At 53.4% G+C, this 16,183-nt stretch carries 10 protein-coding genes; 3 read left to right on the top strand and 7 right to left on the bottom strand.

From position 1 onward, the window contains the following. Positions 1-2: 2 nt before the first annotated feature. The 3 genes from B5F38_RS10510 to B5F38_RS10500 are packed head-to-tail and all read left to right on the top strand — an operon-like array spanning position 3 to position 2,899. Positions 3-1,253, top strand: a complete 1,251-nt coding sequence (locus B5F38_RS10510) for an NADH:flavin oxidoreductase (protein ID WP_087409248.1) — start codon at positions 3-5, stop codon at positions 1,251-1,253. Next, positions 1,240-2,037 carry an SDR family NAD(P)-dependent oxidoreductase gene (locus B5F38_RS10505; protein ID WP_087409247.1) on the top strand — a complete coding sequence of 266 codons (798 nt, stop codon included), beginning with the start codon at positions 1,240-1,242 and terminating at the stop codon, positions 2,035-2,037. The genes B5F38_RS10510 and B5F38_RS10505 overlap by 14 nt, the downstream gene beginning before the upstream one ends. After that, positions 2,030-2,899, top strand: a complete 870-nt coding sequence (locus B5F38_RS10500; protein ID WP_087409246.1) for an SDR family NAD(P)-dependent oxidoreductase — start codon at positions 2,030-2,032, stop codon at positions 2,897-2,899. The genes B5F38_RS10505 and B5F38_RS10500 overlap by 8 nt, the downstream gene beginning before the upstream one ends. Positions 2,900-3,476: 577 nt before the next feature. Here the strand turns inward: B5F38_RS10500 and B5F38_RS10495 are convergent. From B5F38_RS10495 to B5F38_RS10465, 7 genes are all read right to left on the bottom strand, one after another. Then, positions 3,477-4,475, bottom strand: coding sequence for a class II fructose-bisphosphate aldolase (locus tag B5F38_RS10495; RefSeq protein WP_087409245.1), 999 nt, complete (start codon positions 4,473-4,475; stop codon positions 3,477-3,479). A gap of 162 nt (positions 4,476-4,637) precedes the next feature. Beyond that, positions 4,638-5,792 (bottom strand): DUF5009 domain-containing protein, encoded by a 1,155-nt coding sequence (locus tag B5F38_RS10490; protein WP_241147852.1) that lies wholly within the window; start codon positions 5,790-5,792, stop codon positions 4,638-4,640. A gap of 27 nt (positions 5,793-5,819) precedes the next feature. Then, positions 5,820-7,439 carry a beta-N-acetylhexosaminidase gene (locus tag B5F38_RS10485; protein ID WP_087409243.1) on the bottom strand — a complete coding sequence of 540 codons (1,620 nt, stop codon included), beginning with the start codon at positions 7,437-7,439 and terminating at the stop codon, positions 5,820-5,822. A gap of 13 nt (positions 7,440-7,452) precedes the next feature. Further along, positions 7,453-9,939 (bottom strand): family 20 glycosylhydrolase, encoded by a 2,487-nt coding sequence (locus B5F38_RS10480; RefSeq protein ID WP_241147851.1) that lies wholly within the window; start codon positions 9,937-9,939, stop codon positions 7,453-7,455. Positions 9,940-10,090: 151 nt separating this feature from the next. Continuing rightward, the gene (locus tag B5F38_RS10475; RefSeq protein ID WP_087409241.1) at positions 10,091-11,458 is read right to left on the bottom strand and encodes a DUF5016 domain-containing protein; all 1,368 of its coding nucleotides are present in this window, start codon (positions 11,456-11,458) and stop codon (positions 10,091-10,093) included. Positions 11,459-11,491: 33 nt separating this feature from the next. Continuing rightward, on the bottom strand, positions 11,492-12,973 hold the full coding sequence (locus B5F38_RS10470) for a RagB/SusD family nutrient uptake outer membrane protein (protein ID WP_087409240.1): 1,482 nt from the start codon (positions 12,971-12,973) through the stop codon (positions 11,492-11,494). A gap of 13 nt (positions 12,974-12,986) precedes the next feature. Beyond that, a complete protein-coding gene (locus tag B5F38_RS10465; RefSeq protein WP_343210776.1) occupies positions 12,987-16,160 on the bottom strand; it encodes a TonB-dependent receptor in 3,174 nt (1,057 codons plus the stop codon). Positions 16,161-16,183: the final 23 nt, after the last annotated feature.

Below are 16,183 nucleotides of genomic sequence, written 5' to 3'. Positions count from 1 at the left end.
TCATGAACAACGATACTGCTCCCAAAGAGTCCATACTCTTTACACCGGCCTCGATAGGGCCCGTCACCCTGCGCAACCGCACCATACGGTCGGCCGCCTTCGAAGGGATGTGCGACAACAACGCCCCTACCCAAAAACTGTATGACTACCACCGCAGCGTGGCTGCCGGCGGCATAGGCATGACCACGCTCGCCTACGCCTCGGTTACCCGCAACGGGCTCTCGTTCAAACACCAGTTGTGGATGCGCCCCGAAATCGTGAAACCGTTGCGCCGCATCACCGACGCCATTCATGCCGAGGGAGCCAAAGCCTCCATCCAGCTGGGACACTGCGGCAACATGTCGCACCGCAGCACGGCCGGGCAGATACCCATCTCGGCCTCGACCGGATTCAACCTCTACTCGCCCACCTTCGTACGAGGCATGCACAAGGACGAAATCGAGGCGATGGCCCGTGCCTTCGGCGAGGCGGTCAACAACGCCCGCGATGCCGGATTCGATGCCGTAGAGATTCACGCCGGACACGGCTACCTCATCAGCCAGTTCCTCTCGCCCTATACCAACCACCGTCACGACGAGTACGGCGGTTCGCTCGACAACCGCATGCGGTTCATGCGCATGTGCATGGAGCAGGTGATGAAGGCGGCCGGTAACGACATGGCTGTCATCGTCAAGACCAACATGCGCGACGGATTCAAAGGAGGCATCGAAATCGACGAAGGCATCCTCATCGCCCGCGAGCTCGAGCAACTGGGGGCCCATGCCCTGGTATTGAGCGGCGGTTTCGTGAGCAAGGCCCCCATGTATGTGATGCGGGGCGAGATGCCCATCACCACCCTCACCTACTACATGAAGACGTGGTGGCTCAAATACGGCGTGAAGCTGGCCGGACGGTTCATGATTCCGACCGTTCCCTTCCGCGAAGCCTACTTCCTCGACGATGCCCTCAAGTTCCGCGAAGCGCTCAGGCTCCCCCTCATCTACGTGGGCGGTCTGGTATCGCGACCCACCATCGACAAGGTGCTCGACCACGGATTCGAGTTTGTGCAGATGGGACGTGCCCTCATCAACGAACCCGACTTTGTCAACCGCATGAAAAACGAAGAAGAGGTGCGCTGCGGATGCGACCACACCAACTACTGCATAGCCCGCATGTACTCCATCGAGATGGCCTGTCACAAACACCTCGAAGGGCAGCTGCCCCCCTGCATCGTCAAAGAGATAGAAAGGATACACCGCCATGATGCGAAATAGAGATCTTGCACCGGGCACGGCCCTCGTGACCGGCGCCAGCTCGGGCATCGGCCTCGAGTTTGCCCGGCAACTGGCAGCCTGGGGAGCCGCCCTCGTGATGGTGAGCATCGACCGCGACGACCTCGAGCGCGAAGCGGCCCGCATTGCCAACGACTATCGGGTGCCGGTCGAGACCCTCTGCATGGACCTGGCCCGCCCCGAAGCAGCCAACGAACTCTATCGCTATTGCTGGGAGAAGGAGCTGACCATCGACATTCTCATCAACAACGCCGGCATCTTCTCCTTCCGCGAGGTTGCCCGCACCGACCCGGCCAAAATCGAGACCATGCTGCAGCTGCACATCGGCACCGTCACCCGGCTGTCGCGACTGTTTGCCGCCGACATGTGCGCCCGTCGCCGCGGCTATCTGCTCAACATGTCGTCGCTCTCGTGCTGGACACCCTATCCCGGCATCGCCCTCTACACGGCTACCAAAGCCTACATACGGGTATTCACCCGGGCCCTGGCCTGCGAACTGCACGACTATGGCGTGCATGCCACCGTCGTATGTCCCGGCGGAATAGCCACCGGGCTGTACGGCCTGCCGCCCCGGCTGTTGAAACTGGGGGTACGGCTCGGGGTACTCATGACTCCCGAACGCCTCGTGCGAAAAGCTCTCAATGCCCTCTTCCGAGGGAAAAAACAACTCATCCCGGGCCTGTTCAACCGCCTGCTCATCCCGCTGGCGGCCGTCATGCCCACCCGGGTACGTCTCATAGTCAAACACCGCATGCTCGATGAATAAAGAGTATTACATCATCACCGGAGCCAACGGCAGCATAGGGCAGGCTCTCACCGAGGCCATCGCTGCACAAGGGCAGCCCGTAATCATGGCCTGCCGCAATCTGGCCAAATCGCAACCCGTGCAACAGCGCATCATCGAAAAGACGGGCAATACCGACATCACCCTGCTGCCGCTCGACCTCGCCTCGTTTGCCTCGATTATCAGTTTTGCCGAACACCTGTCGCAAGAGTCCATCTCGATACAGGCGCTACTCAACAATGCCGGCGTCATGAACCAGCATTACAGCCAAACGGCCGACGGCTTCGAGTCGACCATCGGGGTCAACTACATAGGCACCGTACTGCTCACCCGCATGCTGCTCCCCCTCATGCACCCCGGCAGCCGCATCGTCACCACCACCTCGCTCACCCGCTACATCGGCAAAATCGACGATACCTTCTTCGGGGCACCGCCGCACAAGTACAAACGGTTCGAGGCATACAGCAAGTCGAAACTCGCCCTCACCCTCTATACCGCACGCCTGGCTCAGGAGCTTCGCCCGCGGGGCATCTGGGTCAATGCCGCCGACCCGGGGGTAGTCGACACCGACATGATCACCATGCACTCGTGGGTCGACCCGCTGGCCAACCGGTTCTTCCGCCCCTTCATCAGCACCCCGCAAGAGGGAGCGTCAGGAGCCCTCTATGCCGCCACCGCCCCCGAAGCCTATGGCGTCACCGGCGAAATATTCAAAAAGCGGAAACACACCCCCATTCCTCCCCGGGTCGTTCATCTGCCCAAGGCCCTGTGGCTATACGAGGAGACCGGGAAAAGAATCACCGAAGTCCTCGCCAAGCAGCCTACAAGCGCTCCCAAAATATAAAATTACAAAACACTTGTATTTTCTTATTAACGCAGACAAGCGATTATACCGATTCCATCGGGCCGATAACGCCCGCGATAAGGGAGTGACAATTATTTAGATACACCTCTCCCGGTTGGGGTGAATCCTCCGTAAAAGGCCGTCCCGACGAGGAAAGAAAAAATTTTTATTCATGCACAGAATCCAAATATAATTTTGTTTTATCATTTGAAAATACTACCTTTGTCTCGGATTCAAAATCGCGATACTCCCTTTCAATAAAAGGAAAGAGCGAAAAAAGATGCAAAATATTTTTTACTGAATATCTATACAGTTCTGCCGGAAAAAACAACGATGTGAATCGTTATACTATCAGTCCCCTTTTTTTATGATATCGAGATTCCGGCAGAACTTTTTTTTTTAAATCCTCACACACTCCCCGACCCAAGCAATCTCTCATTCTTGCCCAACAGACGAGACATGTGCCGATGTCATCAGACCTACCGCAACTCTGGCCTCTTGCCCCTAAGTGAAAAAAAAACCGCCGATCTCCCTGACGGAAATCGGCGGCCTTTATAAAGCCTATTCGAACTATCGATTAGAGTTTGCCGGCGCTACCCAATACATTCTCGATTTTGTGAATGTAGAGTTTCTTCATGTTTTCACGAGCCGGACCCAGGTATTTACGAGGATCGAACTCGGCGGGTTTCGTAGCGAATACCTCGCGGATAGCAGCGGTCATGGCCAGACGGCTGTCGGAGTCGATGTTGATTTTGCAAACGGCCGATTTGGCAGCTTTACGCAGCTCCTCTTCGGGGATACCGATAGCAGCTTCGAGTTTGCCTCCGTATTTGTTGATGGTGTCGACCTCTTCTTGGGGAACCGACGAAGAGCCGTGCAGTACGATGGGGAAGCCCGGGAGTTTCTCCATAACGGCGTCGAGAACGTCGAATGCCAAGGGAGGAGGTACCAGACGACCCGTAGCGGGGTCTACGTGGCATTGCTCGGGTTTGAACTTGTAGGCACCGTGCGAAGTACCGATCGAGATAGCCAGCGAGTCGCAACCCGTGCGGTGTGCGAAGTCGATAACCTCTTCGGGGTTGGTGTAGGTGTGGTGTTCGGCCGAAACCTCATCCTCAACACCGGCGAGAACGCCCAGCTCACCTTCAACGGTTACATCGAACTGGTGTGCATAGTCAACTACTTTTTTCGTGAGGGCTACATTCTCTTCGTAAGGCAGGTGAGAACCGTCGATCATCACCGAAGAGAAACCTGTGTCGATACACGATTTGCACAATTCGAACGAATCGCCGTGGTCGAGGTGCAACACGATTTGAGGATGTTCGCAACCCAACTCTTTGGCGTATTCTACGGCGCCTTGTGCCATATAACGGAGCAACGTCTGGTTGGCATAATTACGAGCGCCTTTCGATACTTGCAGAATCACAGGCGATTTCGTTTCTACGGCTGCTTGGATAATTGCCTGCATCTGTTCCATGTTGTTGAAGTTGAAAGCAGGGATAGCATATCCGCCTTTGATAGCCTTGGCAAACATCTCTCTGGTGTTTACCAATCCTAATTCTTTGTAGCTTACCATCTTATTATAAATTATTGGTTAGTAAATTCTACCGCAAAGATAAACATTTTTAGCGACTACCTCTATCTACAAACTTAAAAAACATATACACGGCTCACTTTTTTATTAAAATTTAGCCGCTATTTTAAGACAACTACCCAAAGGATACTCGACTTCCAGGTGTTACACCTTGACAAATATCTCTTTTTTCAGCAGCACACAGGCCAGTAATCCGTTGAAAGCCACATACACCAGTGCATAGATGAGCGACGCCAACTGAGGCACGACGGCCCACCCGGCTATCCACATGTACACCTGATCCTTAACCGAAAAGCCGCCGCAGGGAATCGTCTCCAGCACAATGGCCAGGAAACTGGCAAAGACATAGATAAACAACGGATTGCACCCGAATGCCCGGAACGGATAGGTCCAGCGTTGCATCTTGCGCACATCGATAATCCACATCAGCAAGATGAGGGTGAGCATGGCAAAACCACAGGTAACCAGTACATACGACGGGCTCCACACCTTTTTGTTGATCGGGCAACCATACCCCAGCAAGAACCCGACGATGAGCAGTGCGGCACACGCCACGGCCAGGTCGGCCATCTTCTCGTTCAAGGATTTCGAGCTCAACAAAAGACGTCCGCAAAAGAATCCTATCAACACATGCGCAATACCCGGCAACGTGCTGACAAGCCCCTCGGGGTCGAACCTGATGCGCCCCCCGTCGGGCAGCCACTCGAGATACATGTGACTCTCGCCTACCAATGCCCGGTCGACGACGGCTATCACATTGGCCGTAGACAATTCAAATCCATGCCCCCAGGCCAAGACCAGCCCATAGAGCAGCAAAATACCGGCTACGACACAGCCCAGCACCCGCCTGTTACGCACCGTAACCACCAGCAGGGAAGCAAAAAAGTAAGAGAGTGCCAGGCGTTGCAATACGCCCCAGACGCGCACCTGCTCGAAGGGGAAAAGTATCTGGCTCCACGACATCGTTCCTTCGGGCGACATCCATCGCGACAGCACGAGCGAAACCCACGAAAGAGCTACACCCAGAAGGAACAGAATGGCCGTACGCTTAACCAGCTTGACCACAAACTCCCGAGTAGGCCGGTAATCGAATTTCCGGAACGAAAAGCACATGGAGACACCCATTACAAACATAAAAAACGGGAACACCAGGTCGGTGGGCGTAAGCCCGTTCCACTCGGCATGTTTCAGCGGGGCATAGATATGCCCCCAATCGCCGGGGTTATTGACCAGAATCATACCGGCCACCGTGATACCCCGTAACACATCTAACGACATTAACCGTTCGGTTTTCATCATCTCTCTTTTTTTAACGGGTCATTCATTCTATTTGATAAAGCCGGGAGTTCTGTAATGCAATCCGTTTCGGGTGAGCCATTGCAAGTGCCACGGCAAGTTTTTCGTGAACCGGCTCCAATCGCGCTTGCTTCCCCAAGCCACTTCGCTGAATGCCTGACATGCCGGGAAGACGTGTTGTCCGAACTTGCGCTCGTTGGGTATCATTTCGGTCCACACACAAGCCTGGAAACCCTGGACCTGCGACTGTACAATGCCGGGGAACTGAGGCTCGAAGGTAAACTCGTAAAGCGACTTCAACGACTCGTCAGAGGAGTTCCCGCTCAAATAGAAACGGCCCCACTCCATAAATATCAGCGGATGTCCGCTCTGGGTAATATCGGCCGGCTGCTGCGACTCCCAGTCGCGCCAGTAGGTATAGAGCAAGTCCAGCGGCCTGTTCTTGTAAAAGGCGTCGTCCCAAGCCATCACCTTGCGCCCCTTGCTCTTGACATAATCCGACATCTGTTCTACAAAATAGTTCTGCAACTCGGTCTCATTCATCAGCCCCTTGTCGCGAATCATCTGCTGGCAATAAGGGCAACTCTTCCAGTTATCTTTCTCCACCTCGTCGGCTCCGATGTGGATATATTCGCTCGGGAATACACTCAGCACCTCGTCCAGAATATTCTTCAAAAATTCATAGGTCTCGGGCTTCCCTACACAGATGGGATATGAAAATTCGGTCCCCCAGCCGGCCTCGTTGGTACAGGAGAGACTGGGAAACGCCCGAATAGCCGCCGAGAAATGGCCCGGCATATCGATTTCGGGAATAATCTCGATACCGCGCTCCGAAGCGTATGCGACCAACTGCGACAGCTCCTCCTGGGTATAATAGCCCCCATATTCGCTGTTGTTGCGAATGAAGCGGGTGTCGATTACAAACGAGGCGTCGGTCTGGGCCAGCTCCTGACAACGCTTGTCGTACTCGTCGAACTCGCGCCAGGCGCCTATTGTCGTCAGTTCGGGGTATCGCTTAATCTCCATGCGCCAACCCTGGTCGTCGGTCAAGTGCATCTGCAACTTGTTGATTTTGTAGAACGAAAGCATATCGATTACCTTCTTCAGATAGTCGATGGTAAAAGCATGACGGGCTACATCGATATGGAATCCCCGCCAACTCTTTTCGGGTTTATCGGATAATGTGAGCAACGGTAACACACGCCCGCCACCTTCATAAGCCGAACTCTGGAGCAAGATTTGACGCAGGGTCTGGACACCCCACAACAGTCCTCGTGACGACGCATACTCAAGGGTAATGCCGTCGAGCGTTGTCTTTATCTTATACTCCTCGTCTTGTAGCGAAGCATTGGCCACAAGCCGAATAAAGGCCTGGCCGCCAGACTGCCGAACCAATTCGCCCCCCAACGAGGTTACGGTCGACTCCAACAAGGCATAGGGCCCGCCGGTCAACTCGTCGCTTACCGATACCGACGAAGGCACAACCATACCACCCCCGTCGTAGATGACCGATTGCGGTTGCGGAATAAACGCTATCGAAGCAGCGTTTACCGGCCGGGAGAGATCATTTTGCGACTCGGAACATGAAGAGGCCACGGAGCCCCAACTCAGTACACTAATCACACACAAACACACTATGTATCTTTTCATAACCTTTTCTTTTTTATTTATCCGACTTCGTATCGGTCGGGAACAAAACAGTTGTTACACTCTCTTTTCCTAAATAGTACAGCCGAGCCTTGACCACACGGCCCGCAGGATAGACTACCGGGCCCCGCCACACGGTCGATTGAGTGCCGGGCTCGCTGCCGTCGGTAGTATAGCGAATCACGGCCGACGACAACGGACTGTTGGCGTAGAGACGGCCGTCGATTACACACAACCCTACGTGAGGCAACCGCACATTTACCCCGGAATGAATCAGGTAGGGATATTCCTGCATATCCAACTGCCGGTAGAAACGAGACACATCTTGGCAGAAGGCTTGCTGCTCGACCTCGCCCCGTAAGCTCTCCCAACGCGGATGCGCATTCCACCCGCGCTCTACCAGACCGAGAATCTTGGGGAAGATATAGTACTCGGCCCATTGAGGTCCACGCACCGTCTCGGAGAACAACTGAGCCTGCACACCCACGATTTTCGACAGACTGTCCAACCGGGTTTTCCCCTCGTCGGCCCGGTCCAAATCGACCGGATTGTCGTGCAGGTTGCATCGAGCCGAACGGTATATCGAGAAAGGCAACATCGAGAACGACTTCACCTCGTCGACATACCCGGCCCAGGAGTGTCCCCGCTCTTCGTAGTGAGAGCTATAAGCCAGGTCCATATAGAAATTGTTTACGTTGCACAGCACTACGGGATACCCCTTATTGGCTATCCGATAGGGAATCTCGTCGCCACCCCACTCGGGCACCGTGTTCCAGCAATAGATGTTGCTGGCCACCTGTTTCAACCGACTGTCGGTCGTCGCCCGGTTGTGCAGGGCAGCCTCTTGCCAGGCCGCCAGCTTCACGCCTTGCGCCTCTACCAGGCCGGCCATGCGGCTGTAAAAGTATTCAAACAGGTCGTGAGGGCCCTCCATCCGATTGTCGCGCATGAGTTTGGCACAAGCTGCCGAACCCAACCAGGCCCCCTCGGGAACTTCGTCGCCACCCAGGTGTATCGTATGCAACGCTACACCAGCCTCGGCATACATGGCCGCGATTTCGGTCACCACCTTCTCCATAAAGGCATAGGTCGACGGCAAAGCCACGTTGATAACATTGTCGGTATAAGACTGGGCCGACACGTATTTCGACGTATCGCCCGGCTCGCTCAACAGGTATTCTCGAGCTTTCGCTTCGTCGGTACCGGCATACTTGCGATAACGGGCTTTCATAGCCACAATAGCTGCACGAGCATGGCCCGGAGCCTCGACTTCGGGGACTACCGTCACATGCCGGCGTGCTGCATAACGCAACAAGTCGACAAACTCGTCGCGAGTATAATAGCCGTTACCCGTACCCTCCGTAACCGAATAGGAGCCGTCGTAACCCGGGTATAGGCAGGTCGACTCGTCGGTCGTATGACCCCGATGGCCACCGACCGCAGTCAGCTCTTCCAAACCGGGAATCTCGATACGCCAACCTTCATCGTCGGTCAAATGCAGATGCAGCACATCGATCTTGTAAGACGACAGAATATCGATCCAGCGTTTCACATCGGCAGCCGGAATAAAGTTGCGCGACACATCGAGCATGAAGCCGCGATAGGACAAATCGGGATAATCGATAATCGTTTGCCGGTCGAGAGTATGGCTATTTCCCCTCAGCAAGGCCAGGAGAGTCTGTATACCGTTGAATACGCCGTGCGGCGTATCCCCCACGACAGCAATCTGGCGATTGTCTATGTCCAGCCTATACTGTTCGGGGTTGCATGTATGGCCAGCGGCTGCCAGGTCAAGCTCGATGTGCATCGAAGCACCCTCGGTGACAGCTATTCCATACTCCTGCTCCAGCTTCTCTTGCAACAGACGTGCCTCATCGACCAACTCTTGATTATACAGCAGTGATACCTCGGCAGGGACCGATACCCGGCCCCCCTTCGCAACCGCCTGCTTGACCGATGGCAACACGGCCGGAGCCGTCGAATCAAACGGGCAGGCATAACTGGCATTGCGACGATAAATAGCCTCAGCCGAGAGATCGCCCATACGTTCCCGATCGGAGAACGGAACGATTGCCAACTCGACCGGGAGCGGAGTATTCTGCCCCTTTGCTACCCAGTAGCATCCCTCAGGTTGCCGCGACAGGTTGACAGCCCGGCTATCGGCATAATAGACGACCACCAGCGAATCGTGCGGCGGGATATTCCGGAACCGGTCGGTCGGAGCCATTTTATAATAGTTGGCATTCACGGCCGTAATACAAACCGGTGATGTCGAATCGTTGGCGACACGTACCGGCAACTGGGAATAAAAGATTTCCCAATCGCCCGCCAGTTCCCGGTCGGTCTTATTTCTGACAACAAACCGATGACGATACATCTGGGTCGAAGCATCGTATACCCCGTTTTCCCAGACCAGTGCAACCGGAGCCTCGCCCTTGTGAGAAGTAGTGCACGAACACCACAGCGAAACGGTTGCGACCGAATATAAAATCCATTTTTTCATAATCATAAGCATTTAATGAACCTTTTACCCGCCCGGCAGAGCAGGAGCTAAACAGAGAGATAGAGACGAATGCACCGGGAAAGGATACATTCGTCTCGTCTCTCCTCATCTAAAATTTACCTATTCAGCACGTAATATTTTCGAGCCGATCTCAATCGGACAATCGCTCTACATTCATCTTTTCGTTACCAACTCCGCCCGAGGTATCGAAGGTCAGGCGGTAATAGCCCGGCACAAAGTCGGCCGTGTTGGTAAAGCCGTTGGACATCGAGACGGCAAATCCCGTGGCATCGCCCGTAATAGAGCCCTCTTTCAGCTCCATACCCAGCGTTTTGTTCCACAACCGGTCGCTGTAAATCTCGATTTCGAACGACTCCCATTCGTGGGTATTGCTCAGATAGAGAGTCGTTTGGTAGGTATTATCGGCAATCTTGACCACATAGCCCAGACGCGACACATCCTCGGTATCCCAACCGCCCGTATTGTAGTCGTCGTTCCAAACCGGAGCCGATGTAAAGCCATGACCTACCAGCCAGTAGGCTACAGGAGCCTCATCGTCGAGACGCATTACCCACATGTAGTTATACTTGCTCGAGTAGTATACCTCCCACTTGCCGCTCTCGCGCAAGAAGGTGAGTTTGCCGGTCTCGGCATTGTACTCGAAGAAGTCGCGGTTGTAGGCATTGGCGAGATCCTCAAAGCCGGTTACTTCGACCTCGGCACCCTGAGTAAACTGGATAGCCGCCCGATAATAGCCCGCACTGGCTTCGAGCTCTACGCCGTCGATTGTAAACACCTGATACTCACCGATAGCGCCCACCTTGAAAGTCATGACATCGAAAGTAATCTGTTCGATTTCCCAGCCTTGATAGTCAAAGGTGAAGCCTACCCCCGTCGCACTCGACAACTCGGCATAGTTGGCCGTTTCGGAGTAGCCCCATATCAGCTCCGAATCTTCGAGCGACTCACTCGTCGATACTTTGCCGGTAAACTGGGTGATGTAGCTGCCCGTCTCCGTAGCATACAAATAGGGATTATCGGCCTGACGTTTCATGGGAATCACCTGCTCCTCGATGTGCAGATACATGGTTTCGGGCAATTCGGGACGCCGAATCTTGAGATCGAAGTTCCGGGAAACTTCGCTACCCTCTACGTTGATAGCCGTGAGGGTAAGCCGGGCCTCCTTGTTGTCTTCCAGACCGGCGGTAAAGGGGATAAAGATTCCATGATTCTGAATCGATGCCGACATGCCCTTGGTACGTATCGACTCGGTAAAAATCGACTCTTCGCCCGAAGTCAGCGAAACCTCGAGGGTCGAAAGCGGGGTCTGCTCATCCTTAATATCGACCGAGAAATAGAGAGTATCGTTGGCCATGACATATTCGGTAGACGACAGGTCGACCTCCGACATCTCGGGGCAGGAATAGGGATAGACCACACGGCCCGTGCCATCTTCGCATGCTGTCAGGAGGACAGATGCACAGCACAAGAATGTAAATATATGATTGCTAAATTTCATAATCGTACTATTATCAAAACATTAAACAATAGGTTAATACCCTTCATTTTGCGTAAGGTTGTTGTTCTTGTCGATTTCCTCCTGCGGCACAGGCCACTTCTCTCTGAACGATTGCAGGTCGCTGAAGATATACTGACCTTTCTCGTCCTTATGCTTGCGCATGACATCGAGCATACGGTCGTTTCTCAACAAGTCGTACCACCGCTGAGCCTCCATATAGAGCTCGAGCTGGCGCTCGTTCTCCACAGCCAGACGGGCATCGGCCTGCGACATGTTTACATCCAATGACGAGGGGCCGAAACCGGCACGCTCGCGAATGCGATTGACGATGACAATAGCGTCGGAAACCTGGTTCAGCTCGACCAAAGCCTCGGCCTTCATCAACAGAATATCGGCCAGACGCATCAGGATAATATCGGAGTTCTTCTCGCGAATCTTGTAGGAGAAGGGATAGTTGTCGGCCGGGAAATAGGTGTCGTACGGAGCCTCTTTCCACAGAATGCTCGAGGTGTAGCGTACATCCTTCTCGGTGTCGAACTTGGCCAGCAGGTCGTGCGTAGGGGTACAGTAGCGACGCCAGGTTACCGAGCCGTCGTCCTCCTTCAACAGACACCAGTAGGCCCAGTTGGGCGAATCGGCGGTATAGTAAACCTCGAAGATACTCTCGGTAGTAAACTTGTTGTCGGGGTTCCACAAGTCGTCAAAGTTGCTTACCAGTTGATACCCCTCGGCGATAGTCTTGTCGGCATACTCCACTACCTTGTTGTAGTCGCGGCTCTCTTTGGGACCCATGGTAGCCCACACCTTCGACAACAAACCATAGGCAGCACCTTTGGTGGCCTGGAATGCACCCACGCTCTTGCTGTCGAGATACTGTATGGTACCCTCTTCGTCGAGGTCTTCCAATATCTGTTTATATACCTCATCTTCGGTACTGCGTGCCGGATACATCACCGGGTACCAGGTGTCGAGGTTATCGGCCGTAATGGTGGGTATCAACTGCAGGACCATAGGCAATCCGCCCCACAGGCGCACCATATCGAAGTAGGCCCAGGCTCGGATAAACTTGGCTTCGGCCATCACCTTGTTTTTCTCGGCTTCGGTAGCCGACTCGGGAGTCATTAGCTTCACGTTCTCGATTACATTCGTAGCAGAACCGGCCATGGCCAGATATTGCGACCATACCAGCGAAACCTTGTAGTTGGTAGCCGTGATTTTGAGCAGGTCTTCTTCTATATCGTACACACCGTCGCTACCGGCATAGCAGTTGTCGGACTGAATGTCGTTGATCGTATAGTTCTCGAGCTGATAAATGTCGTTCTTGAAACTGTTGTAAGCGCCCTGCAACTCGGCTTGCGCATCTGAAATGGAGAGATACTCCGATACCAGCGCCCCGGCCTCGCTACCCTCCTGGGTAAAGTCGGACTGAGGTCTTTCGTCCAGAAAATCGTTACATGCACTGAATCCCAACCAGGGCAATGTAAAGCATATCGTTCTTATTATTAACTTTTTCATTTTCGTTCATCATTTAAAATTCAACATTCAGACCAAAGATCACAGCTTTCGATTGAGGATAAGTTCCGTAGTCTACACCCAGAGCTACCGCATCGGCACCATAGGCATTTACTTCGGGGTCGTATCCGCTGTAATTGGTGAAGGTCAACAGATTTTGCCCGGTTACATAGAACTGCAGTTTGGAGAGGTGCATCTTGCGCAGCAGCTTCCGGTCGAAGTCATACGACAGAGTCAAAGTCTTCAACCGCAGATACGAACCGTCTTCGACAAAGCGAGTCGAGTTGTGGCTGTTGTCGATAGAGCCGGCACGGGGTATATCGGTAATCATACCCGGACGTTTCCAGCGGTCGAGCACGGCCTTCGACTGGTTGCGGAAGTCGAACATACCCTCGGTATCGATACGCGAGGCATTGAAGATGTCGTTGCCTTGGCTTCCCTGCAAGAAAATCGAGAGGCCTATCCCTTTGTACGAAAAGGTATTGGTCATACCATAAATAAAATCGGGTTGTGCGCAACCGATAGTCGTACGGTCGCCCGGGTCGAACACACCGTTGTTGTTCAGGTCTTTGTAGATGATATTTCCCGTTTCGGGGTCGACACCCTCCGATACATAGCCGAAGAAGGTACCCAGAGGCAAGCCCTCTTTCAAGATGATGGCATTCTCTTTGGTCTCATACATCTCGGCATAGTAGTACACCTTGTTCAGGCCCAGCTTGGTCAGCTTATTTTTGTTGAACGAAATATTGAAATCGGTATTCCATTGAAACTCGCCTCTGAAGTTTTGAGAAGAGAGGTTCAACTCAATACCTTTGTTGGTCATCTCACCATCGTTGCGGGTAATACCGCCGGGGAGGTTCACGTTGTCGGGCAGGCTCACGGTGAGCAGCAGGTCGGTCGTGCGCTTGTAGTAGGCATCGACCGACAGGGTCAGGCGCGAATCAAAGGCCGAGAAGTCGATACCGGCATTCCACTGCATGGTCTTCTCCCAGGTAAGCTCGGTATTGGCGGCCGAATAGGGCGTGATGGCCAATCCCGGATAGAGATTGTCGGTCGTGGGGGCTACCTTGCTGGCAGTCATACCGGCCAGATAGGCGTAGTTGCCTATCCCGCTCTGGTTACCGTTCATACCCCAGCCCACACGTATTTTCAAATCGTCGACCACGTCGGCAAGCGACTCCATGAACGATTCGCTCGACATGCGCCATCCGGCCGAAACCGAAGGGAAGTAACCCCAACGATGACCCGGAGCAAAGCGCGAAGAACCATCGGCACGGAAGTTCATGGTCAACAGGTAGCGGCTGTCGTAGTTGTAGGCAACACGACCCAAAAACGAAGCCAACGTCCAGGCCGAAGCCGAAGAGCCAGTGGCATCCTTGTCTATCTGGTTGGCGGCAGCTATCGAATGAAGGTCGGGGTAAGAGTCGGGAAGGTCGAATCCGGCCAGCCAGGCTCCATTGTATTGGGAGCGTTGTTGGGTAGCACCACCCATCAACGAGAGGTTGTGTTTGTTGATCGAGCAATCATAGGTGAGAATGTTTTCGAACAGCCATTCGAAATTACGCGAGTAGCTCTCTTCGACACGACCTTTGGTCGAACGTCCGTCGGAGGTAGAGCGGGGATCCAGATAAAAATCCCAACGGGTATTGGTCAGGTCGATACCAAACATAGTTTTGAATTTCAACCCTTTGTACAGGTCGATAGTAAGAGCCAGCGACCCTTTCAGATAATCGGTCGAAGTCACGTTGTCGGCAGCATTGGCAGCCAGCGGGTTCAGGATGCGGGAACCATAGGCCGACTCGTCGTATTGACCGGGATTCTCGGGGTCCCACTCCTGCATGAACGGCGGGGTATTGATGACCGAAAGAATAGAACCCGCACGCATGGAGCTGCGGCTCTCGTAAACCTCGCGCCCCTCGGTATTGGAGTAGGCCAGGTTGAGGGCGATATTCAACCAATTGGTCTGTTGGCTGTCGATATTGCTACGGAAATTGTAGCGTTTGAAATAGGCTTTATTCACGATACCTTTCTCGTCGGTATATCCGCCCGAAATGAAATATTTCAGTTTGTCGGTTCCGTTCGAGACCGATAATTGATAGTTCTGATTGATACCGGTTTTGAAAAACATGTCGGTCCAGTCGACATAGCGGTGCTCATCCTCGGGAATCGTAGGGGCTACGTTGGAATATTTCTTCAACTCCTTCATCAAATCCTTATACTCCTCGGTATTGAGGGCGTCGATCTTTTTCCCCAGCCGGGAGATACCGGCATAGGCACTGAGTTTGACCTGAGGTTTGCCTATCTCGCCCCGCTTGGTGGTAATCAATACGACACCGTTGGCGGCCCGGGCTCCGTAAATGGCAGCCGACGAAGCATCTTTCAGTACCTGCATGCTCTCGATGTCGCCCGGGTTCAGACCCGATATATCGTCGCTGGGCATACCGTCGACAATATACAATGGTTCGTTCGAAGCCTGTACCGACGTAGCACCACGCACACGAATGCTCATGCCCGAACCGGGAGCACCCGAAGGTTGCACTACCTGAATACCGGCCGCTTTACCCTGGAGAGCCTGTGCTGCGTCGACAATGGGGCGCTCGTCAATATCGGAAGTCGATACGACCGATACGGCCGTGGTAATATCTTTCCGTTTCATCGAACCGTAACCAATCACCACCACTTCGTCGAGCAGTTGGTTGTCTTCGCTCATCGATACGGTATAGACATCTTTGCTGCCGACTCTCAACGTGTGGGTGTTATAGCCGATGTACGAAAAGGTCAAGAGGCTGCCCTCGGGAGCCTCGAGTTTCCAGTTTCCGTCTACATCGGACATGGTTCCACGCGTACCGTTGTCGACGGCAATCGAAACCCCAATCAAGGGGTTACCCTCCGTGTCGACAATCTTTCCGCTTACAGACTTGTTTGATTTTGCTTTTTTCAAAGTCGACTGCAGGGAGAGCACGACCTGTTTGTCGCCTTCGATTTTATAAACGATATTCGTACCTTTGAACAGAGTTCTCAATACATTTTCTATATTCTCGTCGTGAAACGACAAGTTGACCTTACGATTCAAATCCGACAGCTCATCGGAGTAGAAAAAGCTGTAATCGGCTTTTTCCTCAATCATCTCGATTACCTCTTTGATAGACTTATTCGAGGCATTAAATGTGATTTGGGCTTTTACATTCATTACCGATACGAGGGTAATGAAAC

Origin of the sequence: Barnesiella sp. An22 (genome assembly GCF_002159975.1) — a bacterium.
Lineage (GTDB): Bacteria > Bacteroidota > Bacteroidia > Bacteroidales > Barnesiellaceae > Barnesiella > Barnesiella merdigallinarum.
Note: the sequence above shows the minus strand (reverse complement) of the source record. Positions and strands in the feature narration are given on the sequence as shown.

Bases quoted from the DNA above. Each gene is read 5' to 3' on its own strand.
- B5F38_RS10510 (WP_087409248.1), top strand. From the start codon at position 3: ATGAACAACGATACTGCTCCCAAAGAGTCCATACTCTTTACACCGGCC.
- B5F38_RS10505 (WP_087409247.1), top strand. From the start codon at position 1,240: ATGATGCGAAATAGAGATCTTGCACCGGGCACGGCCCTCGTGACCGGC.
- B5F38_RS10500 (WP_087409246.1), top strand. From the start codon at position 2,030: ATGAATAAAGAGTATTACATCATCACCGGAGCCAACGGCAGCATAGGG.
- B5F38_RS10495 (WP_087409245.1), bottom strand. From the start codon at position 4,475: ATGGTAAGCTACAAAGAATTAGGATTGGTAAACACCAGAGAGATGTTT.
- B5F38_RS10490 (WP_241147852.1), bottom strand. From the start codon at position 5,792: ATGATGAAAACCGAACGGTTAATGTCGTTAGATGTGTTACGGGGTATC.
- B5F38_RS10485 (WP_087409243.1), bottom strand. From the start codon at position 7,439: ATGAAAAGATACATAGTGTGTTTGTGTGTGATTAGTGTACTGAGTTGG.
- B5F38_RS10480 (WP_241147851.1), bottom strand. From the start codon at position 9,939: ATGAAAAAATGGATTTTATATTCGGTCGCAACCGTTTCGCTGTGGTGT.
- B5F38_RS10475 (WP_087409241.1), bottom strand. From the start codon at position 11,458: ATGAAATTTAGCAATCATATATTTACATTCTTGTGCTGTGCATCTGTC.
- B5F38_RS10470 (WP_087409240.1), bottom strand. From the start codon at position 12,973: ATGAAAAAGTTAATAATAAGAACGATATGCTTTACATTGCCCTGGTTG.
- B5F38_RS10465 (WP_343210776.1), bottom strand. From the start codon at position 16,160: ATGAATGTAAAAGCCCAAATCACATTTAATGCCTCGAATAAGTCTATC.